Source organism: uncultured Brachyspira sp., from assembly GCF_934747485.1.
Taxonomy (GTDB): Bacteria; Spirochaetota; Brachyspiria; order Brachyspirales; family Brachyspiraceae; genus Brachyspira.
In genome coordinates, this window is sequence record NZ_CAKVGN010000082.1 from 1 (window position 1) to 11,423 (window position 11,423).

At 25.3% G+C, this 11,423-nt stretch carries 8 protein-coding genes; 2 read left to right on the forward strand and 6 right to left on the reverse strand.

Going from position 1 to position 11,423, the window contains the following annotated elements:
• The first annotated feature begins 174 nt into the window (after positions 1-174).
• Both Q0H31_RS11785 and Q0H31_RS11790 read left to right on the forward strand, forming a co-directional pair.
• The gene (locus tag Q0H31_RS11785; RefSeq protein WP_295298422.1) at positions 175-2,241 is read left to right on the forward strand and encodes a hypothetical protein; all 2,067 of its coding nucleotides are present in this window, start codon (positions 175-177) and stop codon (positions 2,239-2,241) included.
• Between the two features lie 15 nt (positions 2,242-2,256).
• Positions 2,257-3,186, forward strand: coding sequence for a glycosyltransferase family 2 protein (locus Q0H31_RS11790; RefSeq protein ID WP_295298424.1), 930 nt, complete (start codon positions 2,257-2,259; stop codon positions 3,184-3,186).
• Between the two features lie 118 nt (positions 3,187-3,304).
• On the opposite strand, the gene Q0H31_RS11795 is transcribed toward Q0H31_RS11790, so the two are convergent.
• The 6 genes from Q0H31_RS11795 to Q0H31_RS11820 all read right to left on the reverse strand — a co-directional run bounded on the left by Q0H31_RS11795 (position 3,305) and on the right by Q0H31_RS11820 (position 11,257).
• Positions 3,305-3,958 (reverse strand): DNA alkylation repair protein, encoded by a 654-nt coding sequence (locus Q0H31_RS11795; protein ID WP_295298426.1) that lies wholly within the window; start codon positions 3,956-3,958, stop codon positions 3,305-3,307.
• A gap of 12 nt (positions 3,959-3,970) precedes the next feature.
• On the reverse strand, positions 3,971-5,428 hold the full coding sequence (locus tag Q0H31_RS11800) for a radical SAM protein (RefSeq protein WP_295298428.1): 1,458 nt from the start codon (positions 5,426-5,428) through the stop codon (positions 3,971-3,973).
• Between the two features lie 666 nt (positions 5,429-6,094).
• Entirely contained in the window at positions 6,095-7,822 is a 1,728-nt protein-coding gene (locus tag Q0H31_RS11805; RefSeq protein ID WP_295298430.1) for a hypothetical protein, read from the reverse strand.
• A gap of 298 nt (positions 7,823-8,120) precedes the next feature.
• A complete protein-coding gene (locus tag Q0H31_RS11810) occupies positions 8,121-8,444 on the reverse strand; it encodes a cupin domain-containing protein (RefSeq protein WP_295298432.1) in 324 nt (107 codons plus the stop codon).
• Between the two features lie 81 nt (positions 8,445-8,525).
• Positions 8,526-9,413, reverse strand: a complete 888-nt coding sequence (locus tag Q0H31_RS11815) for a metallophosphoesterase (RefSeq protein ID WP_295298434.1) — start codon at positions 9,411-9,413, stop codon at positions 8,526-8,528.
• Positions 9,410-11,257, reverse strand: a complete 1,848-nt coding sequence (locus tag Q0H31_RS11820) for a lipoprotein ABC transporter permease (RefSeq protein ID WP_295298435.1) — start codon at positions 11,255-11,257, stop codon at positions 9,410-9,412. The genes Q0H31_RS11815 and Q0H31_RS11820 overlap by 4 nt, the downstream gene beginning before the upstream one ends.
• Positions 11,258-11,423: the final 166 nt, after the last annotated feature.

The window sequence follows — 11,423 nt, forward strand, 5'->3', positions numbered from 1 at the left end:
AAACAAACAAACAAACAAACAAACAAACAAACAAACAAACAAACAAACAAACAAACAAACAAACAAACAAACAAACAAACAGCTTAAATTTATATTATAACTTAATTTTTCACAAAAATACAAAAAAAATTTATCAATCTAAATGCAATCATATGTATTTTATTTGGGGGATTTATGAATAATAATAAAATCATATCAAAAATTTTTGTAATTATTTTCATTGCAATAATTATAACAATTATTTTACTATCATTTTTAGGTCAAAAAGAAAGACTAGGATATTTATCAGAATTTAAATTAAATGAAAATTTATCTAGTCAAGGAAATTATTCATATAATTTTAGAATAAATTACTACAGCAAAATATTTAGAAACAGTGATATATATGGTGTATATATAGATGCTAATAAAATTATACAAGATAATAATTTTATTAAAGAAATTAAATTTAATGAAAAAGGTAGTCCTTATGGAGAATTAACATCAATTAAAGAATTAAATCTAGATGATAAAATAGATAATATTTATTATAAATTAAAAATAAAATTTAATATTTATATATATTTAATATCATTTATATTAATTTATTTTATTTATAATATTTTAAATTCTAATTTTAATATAAATATAGTAACTCGTATATTTTTTGCTTTAATTCTAATATTGATAACATATTATATAATATTTATGAAATTAAATTATAATAATTTTGCAGATTCAGATACTTCAAGCGAGCTTATATTAAGTAATTTACTAGCAAAAGAACATAGTATTTTATCATCAAATTGGTATTATTCTACTGAATTGCGTGTTTTAAATACTCAACTTATTTTTGCTCCTTTATTTTATTTATTTGATAGTTGGAATAATATTAGAGTTGTGGGAGCTACATTATTATTGATTATCATGTTGATAAGCGGAATATTTTTATGTAAACAATTAAAATTAGATAAGCTTTATATAGCATCATTTGCAATAATAATTTTAACACCTTTTTCTAGAGAATATTTCACATTTGTTATGTCAAAATCTTATTATATTCCACATATTTCTATATCATTTATAACTTTTGGATTAATATTATTAACTGCTAGATTAAAAAATGATTTTAAATATAAAAAATATTTTATTATTTTAAACTGTATTTTATGTATTATATCAGTACTGGCAGGAATGGGAGGGCTACGACAACTTTTAATTCTATATATACCATTGTTTATTTCATCAGGATATCTATTCTGTATAGAGAAAGGTCTATTTTTTAAGAGTAATAAAGTAGTATATATAGATACTACTAATTCACATTATTTTTATATCATTTTTGTTGAAACTATATTAATATTATTTAGTTCAATTATTGGTTATCTTATAAATTCTATTTATTTGAGTAAAATATATTATTTTTCTTTATACAATCATATTAAATTAACAAGTTTTTCATTAGAACGTTTAATAAATGTAATAAATGGATATTTAGCATCTATTGGATTTCAAGAAGGAACTAAAATATTTTCTGTGTCATTATTACCTAATTTTATTTGTTTTATTACAATATGTATTCTTATAATAAGTATTATAGATATATTAAGAAATAAGATTTATAGTAACGAAGAAAAATTATTGACTTTATTTTTTGTAGTAGCAAATATTATTTTTTGTGGTCTTTATAGTTTTTCAGATTTTCAATATTATAATAGATATAATTTACCAATAGTAATTTTTGCTTATATTATAATAATAATTTTTATAAAACATAAAATATCTACGCTAAAAACAAAAAATTATTATAATTTTTTTGCTATTGGAATTTTTGTACTTTTTTTATTATCAGGTTTGTTAATATATTTTACTCCATATTATATAACAAAGAATGAATTTGTTGATATTTCAAATATTTTAAAAGATTATGAATGTCGTTACGGGTATGCTAGTTATTGGAATGGAAATGTTTTAACAGAATTATCAGATGGTACTCTTGAAATTTATAGTTGGAATCCAGATATAAATACTATAAGTAATGTTAATGAAATTTTTACTTGGTTACAGTTGGTTAAGCATAGTACTGAAGTTCCTTCTGGAAAAATATTCTGCATTTTTAGTGCAAACGAACTTGGATCACCTATTGCTAAAAGTATGGAAGGATCGGATATTTTATATAAAACAGATAAATACACTATTTACATATTCCAATCTTATGATTCAATAATTTTAAAAGTAAATACTTATTTTGAGAATAATTAGGAGATATATTTTATAATGTTATTAAGTTTTATTATACCATGTTATAATGAAGAAGAAGTATTAAATATGCTTTATAAAAGATTAAATAAAGTATCAAAATTAATAGATAATTATGATATAGAATTTATTTTTATTAATGATGGAAGTAAAGATAAAACAGAAGAAATTATAGAAGAATTTATAAAAAACGATAATAGAATAAAATTGTTATCATTTTCTAGAAATTTTGGACATCAAGCTGCTGTAAGTTGTGGAATACATTACACTAATTCCGATTTAGCAGTTATAATAGATGCTGATTTACAAGATCCTCCTGAGATTATTCCTGATATGATAAAAATGTATGAGGAAACTAAATGTCCAATAATATATGGTAAAAGAATTTCAAGAGATGGTGAAACATTTTTTAAGAAAATAACAGCTACTTTGTTTTATAGAACTATAAATTTATTATCAGAAGTTCAATTCCCAGTGGATACAGGAGATTTTAGATTAATAGATAAAAATGTTATTGAAACATATAAATCTTTTGAAGAATCTCCTAAATATATTAGAGGTTTAATTAGTTGGATGGGGTTTGAGCAGAAACCTTTTGAGTATCATCGTGAAGCAAGAGCAGCAGGAGGAACAAAATATACATTAAAGAAAATGTTAATGTTAGCTATTACAGGTATAATGTCATTTTCAACAAAACCATTAAAAATTTCATTATATTTAGGTATTATTGCTATAATATCTGCATTGATATTTTCTATAAGAGTTTTTTATCTATATTTATTTCAACCTAATTTATTAGTAAGAGGATGGGCTTCTACTATTATTATAATATTATTTATAGGTGGTATACAATTAATTTCTTTATCTATAATTAGTGAATATTTAGGTAATATGTTTAATGAAGTTAAAAAAAGACCTGAATATATAATTAAGAAAAAAATATTTTAAGTATTCATTAGAAATATAATATTTTATGTAATTATATTATATAGATTATTAACTTTAATAAAAAATATTTATAATATACATTATATAAAACAGAAAATGAAAAATAATAATTTATTTGTTATATATATTTACTTGACTCTTTTATACTCAAATTAGACATATTATCTTTATGCTTATTAATAAAATCTATAACCCATTTGGGATTGGTTTTGCTGTAATCTCTAAGTGCCCAGCCTATGGCCTTGTTTATAAAAAACTCTTTTTGATTTAGATTATTAATTATTATCTCTTCAAGTAAATTAGTATTTGTATTATTTTTTCTTATAAGCTGATGACATATAGCAATTCTTCTAAGCCAAAAATTTTCATCTAATGACCATTCTAATAATATTGAATTGACACTCTCATCTCTCAAAGCAATGTCGCCAATTATTCTATGAAAGCCATCAACACTGTCCCACCATGATTTTGTTATTATATATTCTTTTAATTTTTCAATATGGCTTTTATTTAAATATTTTTTCTTTAAGGTTAAATAATCAATAGCACAATATTGAAACTCTCTATACTTACTCTTAAAACATTTATCTGTAAAATCAAAATCAATATTCTCTGTTTTTTTATATTCTCTAAAAATGTTGTTTTCTATATTTTTTCTGCTTTTAGAATCAACACCCAAAAACTCAAATTTGTTTTTCATGTATGCAGACATCTCTTTAGCTTTTTTGCTGTTTTGTAATTTTGTTAATTGTTCAAATATATCATTTAGCATAATTAAATATATTTACTCAAAATCTTTTAAATGCCCTTTTGACACTTTTTTAAATGCTCTTAAATAATATTTTATATCGTCTAAATCTCTAATAGATAATACTTTATGCATTAAAAACTGAGGAGTAAAGCTTAAATTATAAAGTTTCTGTATCCAGCATTTTATTTTCTCTTCGCCGACATCAGTTTTCATTATAGCTTTACGCATATCATAATCTTCCCAATTTTCTGTGGTAAGCCAATTTTCTCTTTTACATTGATTAAATAATTCTGTACCTGGATATGGAATTATAATTGTTGCCTGCATTGTTTTAGCATAACCTTTTAGAAGAAGTTTTTTAGTAAGTTCATAAGTTTTTTCAATATCTTCTTCGCTCTCCCAAGGGTATCCTAGCATTACTGTGATATGAGGAGAAAGACCTGCATCAGATGCCGCCTTACAAGAAGGAAGTATCTCTTCAACTTTATTGCCTTTTACAAGTCTGTCTAATGTGTTTTGACTTGCTGATTCCAAACCAAATAACAAGAATCTAAACCCTGCCTTTTTCATGAGTCTGTATTCATCTTCATTGCAAGCACCAAAACGCATATTACAATCAATATTAACTTTTTTGTTAAGCTTTTTATCTATCATAAGATTACAAAAATCATTAAGCCACTTCTTTACAGGAAAGCAACCCGTGTCGTCCATTATCTCTTTTATATTGTATTTATTGTAAAGAAAATCTACTTCATCAACTACGTTCTCTGCAGTCCTCGCACGGAAGTTTGTATATATGCCAGTCCAAGAACAAAAAGTACATCTATGATGCCAGCAGTCACGCCCCGCCATTATATAAGTGCCCGGTATGCGTTTAAAATTACCATTATCATAAGCGTATCTTTTCCACTCAGTTAAATCTCTGTCTATAAACGGAAGACTTTTTAAATCATGTCTTAATTCAAAGAAGCCTGTATTTTTTATATTGTTGTTTTCTCTGTAGTATATTCCTTTTTCTAATTGTGTTTTTCCGTTTAAATATTCTATTAAGTTTAAAAGCAAAAAGTCATAATCGCCTCCTGTAAGCAAATAATCAACTTTACAGTTATTCATAGTTTCATCAGGCATAGCTGTAACATGGTCGCCCGCAATAACTACTATCATATTTTTGTATTTCGCTTTCAAATCATCAACTATTTTCCAAGCCTTATATATAACAGGAGTCTTCACTTCAAAAAATAATAAATCAGGTGTATTAGAATCTAAATAGTCATACCATTCTTTGGCAGTCATATTTCTTGCAATAGCGTCAATAAAATCTACATTATAGCCTGCATTTTTTATCATAGTTGCAGCAGTGGCAGGCACAACAGGATAAATATATGTAGGGCTCTTGAACCATTGAAATTGTCTGTTTTGTGAAAGTAATGCCACTCCCCTATCGCTTTCAAATGGAGGATAGCCTATATATATTCTGTTTATTTTATTCATATATAAAACCTTTTAAAAATTTTGAACTATATTAACATAATTATAAATTATTACTTTATTAAAAGCAAATTGTAAACTATTTCAATTAATATAGTTTAAGAGCCGTAAATAGAGTTGTTTCAAAACTAAATCAATAAATATTTATATTGTTTTAATTTATGTTCTTATTTTTATTCAACTTTTTCCCGCAGCAAAAAGTTGCAAAAAGTGCAAGTATTCAAATTTTATATCTAAAAAATATATATAATGACACTATATGTTTATGTCTATATTTCGTAAAAATGCAGCCTTTTTGCTTCTTTGTGGCAACAAAAGAAGTGGGGTGCGGGGCAAAGCCCTGCAAATAATTAAAATAAATAAAGTTAAAACTTTTATAATATTCTGAAATAACTATATCTTTTGTTTTTTATTCAACTTTTTCCCGTAGCTACGCTTTGCGGACTTCGTCAAAGTTGCAAAAAGTGCAATAGCCTTTTTGGTTCTTTGCGGCACGCCACAAGGACACTTCCTATGGTCGCAAAAGAACTTGGGGCGTGTACCCCTACGGGCACGCTTTGCGGGGGCAAAGCCACCGCAAACAATAAATTTTAAAATCCAAAAATGACAAAACGTAAAATTCTTAGTATATTCAAGTTATTAAAATAAAGGTTCGGCATATAAAGCCATTTAATATTTAAACTCCACAGTATAATGTGTAATAGCATTGTCTGGCATAATGTACTCTCTATTATTCATCAAAAGCTCAAGCATATCAGCCATAGCATCAAGCTCCATTCCTCTAAGTACATTTTTTATATATCCTCCTTGTCCACCTGAAATATCAGGATCCCAATAAGTTCCATCTCTCAATTCTTTTGCTGTCTTTCTCAAATAATTTATTACAATAGAATATTCTTTAATAGTATTATACATATCTTCTATTTGCTTATAGTCTACAAGCTGAACTGCCTTATTATTAATATTAAGCATTACTTTTTCACCGCCGCTCTGCCATACCATTAATTTATCCGTATAGTCTATAGGAGTAATAACTGTCCAATCTTCATCTTTATTAGGCTCTTTATCCTTGATTAAAAACTGATTAAGCCCCGCTGTTTTTATATGTTCTTCTGTAATAGTAAAATATTCCTGCCCGCTGTCATAAGCAGCTCTTATTTCTTCATAAGGAGGTATAGGCACATAATAAGTTTTGTTATTTATTGTATAAGTTCCATAAGGCGAGTTGTCTGATTTATAATATCTGCCGTCATTTAGTTTTACCCAATTAGGTTCTTCAGCTGTTTCTATCTTATTTGGTATATAAGGTAAATTTCCGCCAAGTGATAAATAAAAATCTATTTCATTTGCCTTGTCATAAGCTGAAGAATTAGGCTCTACCTGCCAATTTACGCCATCGGTAGTTGACCATATAGTATTATCATTTTCAAAAGACTGAGTTCTATAATCCCATACTCCCGGAATATGTTCATAATATACTCTTTCACCTTTTGTAACATATATTTTATTTTCATCATAATGAACATAAAGACTGCTTCTTTGTCCCCAAGGAGTATTTCTTTTTTCCCAATTATCACCTATAGAAGTATCTTTACTTTTATGTACTCTATAATACACATTTTTACTTATTGTAAATGGTGGGGCATTATCACTTCTGCATCCGTCTGGATTTTGCTCAAAAAAATCTTCTCTTAAACCTATTAAATATATATAATCTTTAAACTCAACAATTCTATAACTACTGGCTCCAAATCTTCCTTGAAAGCTCGCATTAGGGTCTGTACTTACTGAAGGAAAAGTTTTATAAACATTATCATAAGAACCCTCAGTTCTCCAATTTATTAAATCTGATGATGTCCTTATCTCATTATTAAAAGTTATGCCTGTAAGAAATGAATGTTCCCTTTCTTCACCTTTACAATTTTTAGTAGTAAAAGAACTTGAAGAATACCAATACTTTCCATAATCATAATATTCATACAAAACTCTGTTTTCTTCTATTACATTCATTCTTAATAAATCATAATAGCCTTTACTGTTTTTATCATAAACTATTATATTTCCATTATCATCTATTTGAAGTATTATATCTTCTGCTTTTTTATTTAATGTTTTGCTTTTAGGGTCATAATCATACATATAGTCAGCTAATATATACCATTTGCCTTGATATCTAAACTTCCTTCTAAAGCCTCCAAATACTTCGCCGTCTTTGGCAGGAACTGGGTTTACATCAATATGGCCGGGTATTGTGTCTTCCGGCAATCTAAAATCTGTTTCAGGAGGTATATAAGTGGGACCTAATATATTAATTTTTTCGCAAGATATAATTAACACTATTACAATAATTAATAAAGAAAATATTAAGTATACTTTTTTATTAAATTTCTTTTTCATAATAAGACAAACCGCAAATATATTTTTAACAATCTTTATAAAACAAATAAAACATACCGCTATTCTACATTACAAATATAATTTTTCAAGCTAATTTTATAATTTTGTTTCAAGATTATGAGTTTCTGTGATGTTTTGTATAAAAAAGCTGCTATTATTAAATACACATTATTGCTTACTTTAAGAATTAAAAATATTATGATAGAATTATTTCTAAAATTTTCACATTTATAAAAAAGCATAAGGCTCATAAAAAACCTTATGCTTTATATAAAAGATTATTTATTAAAAAATACCATTATGGCTTCACCTGTATAACAACTACCTTAAAAGATTCTATTGCCTTTAATGAATGATTGGCATTGGCAGGTATTAAAATAGATTCTCCTTCAGATAATACATAAGCATCATTTTCTATAGTCATCTCAAACTTACCATCTATAGTTATAACCAATACATCTCCTGTACTGCTATGAGTTGGTATAGCTTTGTCTTTGTCTACAGAAAGTATTTTTATTGCTAAATTATCTCTGTCTACTAAGGTTAATGCAGAGTTAATCTCTACAGTGTCTTTTAATGATAATACTTTTTTATAATCTATATTATTAATAAAATTTGGCATCGCAATATCCTTTTAATTTTTTTGAATTATCCAATATTTCTTTATAAAAGTCTATTGCCATAGCAACAAAGAATAAAAAAATTATCTTTTTCTTTTTAATGTAATAATAACTACTTCAGGATAAGCAAAGAGTCTAAAAGGAAGCAGCACTGCTCCAACCCCAGATGTAACATAAATTTTTGTATTATATGCTTTCATTTTGCCGTATATACTCATTAAAGGATATTCTCTGTTTTTGTTTATAAACTCTATTAGTTTGATAGGCATAAAACTTATTTGAAGTCCATGAGTATGCCCTGCAAGAAATAAATCTATTAGCTTATTGTATCCGCCTTCTCTTGCAATTTTTAATGGGAAAAGAGGTTCATGAGATAAAAGTATGTGAAAATTATTTGTTTCTACACCTTTGGTTGCACTATCAAAATCTACTTCGTCTGTTAAAAAATCTCCAACTCCTCCTATAGAAATATAATCTCCTGCTTCATTTGTAATAAACGCTATATTATTGTCTATAGTTTTAAATCCGTTTCTTATCAAACAATTAGATACGTCGAGTGTACTCTCCCAATTATCATGATTGCCCATAACAGAATATTTGCCAAATTTTGCATTTAAATCTTTTATTCCTTCATCAAACTTTTGAACATTATTAGAATCATAATGATGAAACCACCTCGGAGCACTGTAAATATAATCGCCTGCAAAGAGTATTAAATCAGGATTATTCTCTCTTATAATATCAGACATTTTTTTTACATGAGAAGTTGGTATATAAAGCCCAGCATGCATATCTGCCGCAAATGCCACTTTTGTACCTTCAAAACTATAAGGCAAATCATCAAACTCTAACTCAATATATCTTACCCTCAAAGACCTTGAAAAATAAAACATATACAAACAAAGAATTAATATTATAAACAACAAAATTATTATAACTTTTTTCCTTTTATTAAATATATTTCTTATCATATATCACTGCCTAATAGGTTTGATGAAATTATAGTTAAAGCAAAAGATAAAATAAAAATCACTACTAAAAATATTATAAAATTAAATACTATATCATAAAGCACTAAGATTAATATTAATGATAAAATAATAGAGATAATAAATGATATAGCATATTTTTTAATAGAGTCATTTTTATTAATATTGTTTGCTTTACAAAAAACTGATAATAGATAAGAATTAAACAAAGAAACAGATATAAGAAACAAACCCATAAATATAAAGCTAAATATTTTTATATTATCATTCTCATATCCTTCTATATAAAGTTCATCTAAATTATTATCTTTTAATTTTTTATTTAGATATGAATATATATTATCTTTTGATTGTATTATTATTTTTTCATTGTATGGAGATTTGTCGCCTCCTCTAAGATGCAAAAAGTCATACATAGTTTTTAAGTTAGCATATATATTATAATTATCTATATCATATATTCCAACAACCTTAAAATACATAGTATCCAAAATACCGCGAGAGTTTTTTGCTATAAGAGAAACACTATCTCCCACTTTAAGATTTAAATATCTTGCCAAATGTTTACCTATAACAATTTCTCTATTTTCTCCTTCAAACATCTCTCCAGATAAAATATTATACTTAATATTTAAATTATCATAAGCATATACTCTAGATTGAATACTTCCTGTTCTAATAACAACACCCACAGGAAATGATATAACCCTTGTAACATCATTATTAATAATATTTATATCTCCAATAGAACCATTCAATAAAAAAGTATTATCAGAAGTATTTTTTTTAGCAATACTATATATATTATTATCTGTAAATGTTTTTTTAGGTATTTCTAATAAAAAATCATAAGAAACTACAAAAGCAAAAATGTACACTACAATAAAACCAAATAAAATTAATAAATTAGAAAACTTCAAACTCTCTAAAAACATCTTTTTTATTGAATATATTTTTAATTTTGCAGACAACACAGAAACAATATTTGCTAATAACACTATTAAATATATTTTATCAAAATAAAAATTATTTTTTAATATATATTTCATTATTATAAAATAAGCAGCTAAAGAAAGTATAAATCCAATAATAGAAAATATCACACTGTAAAACAAATTATTATTATTTACAAATATAAAACTAAAAAATAAAATAAAGAAATAAGCTAAAATAAAATATAAATTATTATTGTTATTTATTTTTTCATTTAAAGAATAATATACAAAATCGTCACCAAAAATTTGTTTAACTATATTATCATCTAAACTATTATTTTTCACATATACTTCACTAGCACAATCATTAAGCTTTACAAAATTATTTAAATTATCTATATCAACCAAAGCATAATTATAATTTAATGTGTCTGATATACTTAAAACCTCATATTCTTCAGCATTATAATGACCATCTTTGGTAATTAGTTTTAATATAACACTGTCCCCAATTTCTATATTCAAATTCTTTGAAGTTTTCTCACTTATTATAACGCCATTATTTTTTTCATAAATATTAATACCAAAAATATTATTTTCTTCTACCCCATTTAATACAATTTCTTCTTCACCTAAATAAGAAATAATAAGCGCTTTATATTTTAAGATGGCAGATACATCTTTCTTATCAAACACTTTTAAAAGATTATCTTTTTTTTGCTTATAATTATCAATAAAATATTCAGGCGGTGCTTCATCTCTCACAGCCATATAATTAGTATTCATAATACTTGTATAATTTGCATAAGTCTGCGGTTTATCAAGATTAAAATATAATATCAAAGAAGCAATAAATGAAATAAATACATAAAATATAACTTTTTTTTTCATAAATAATACTCGAATAAAAATGTAAAAAAAATTATATACTATTAAGCGTTTTTGTAAATACAGACTTAATATTTACAGTTAGAATTATCTAAAAATGCACAGGAGCCAGACATATTGCAGTTAGGAATTCCTTAATTTCTTAAAGTATAGCATAGGTGTATCATAA

Coding starts and splice junctions, on each gene's coding strand:
- Q0H31_RS11785 (WP_295298422.1), top strand. CDS start 175: ATGAATAATAATAAAATCATATCAAAAATTTTTGTAATTATTTTCATT.
- Q0H31_RS11790 (WP_295298424.1), top strand. CDS start 2,257: ATGTTATTAAGTTTTATTATACCATGTTATAATGAAGAAGAAGTATTA.
- Q0H31_RS11795 (WP_295298426.1), bottom strand. CDS start 3,958: ATGCTAAATGATATATTTGAACAATTAACAAAATTACAAAACAGCAAA.
- Q0H31_RS11800 (WP_295298428.1), bottom strand. CDS start 5,428: ATGAATAAAATAAACAGAATATATATAGGCTATCCTCCATTTGAAAGC.
- Q0H31_RS11805 (WP_295298430.1), bottom strand. CDS start 7,822: ATGAAAAAGAAATTTAATAAAAAAGTATACTTAATATTTTCTTTATTA.
- Q0H31_RS11810 (WP_295298432.1), bottom strand. CDS start 8,444: ATGCCAAATTTTATTAATAATATAGATTATAAAAAAGTATTATCATTA.
- Q0H31_RS11815 (WP_295298434.1), bottom strand. CDS start 9,413: ATGATAAGAAATATATTTAATAAAAGGAAAAAAGTTATAATAATTTTG.
- Q0H31_RS11820 (WP_295298435.1), bottom strand. CDS start 11,257: ATGAAAAAAAAAGTTATATTTTATGTATTTATTTCATTTATTGCTTCT.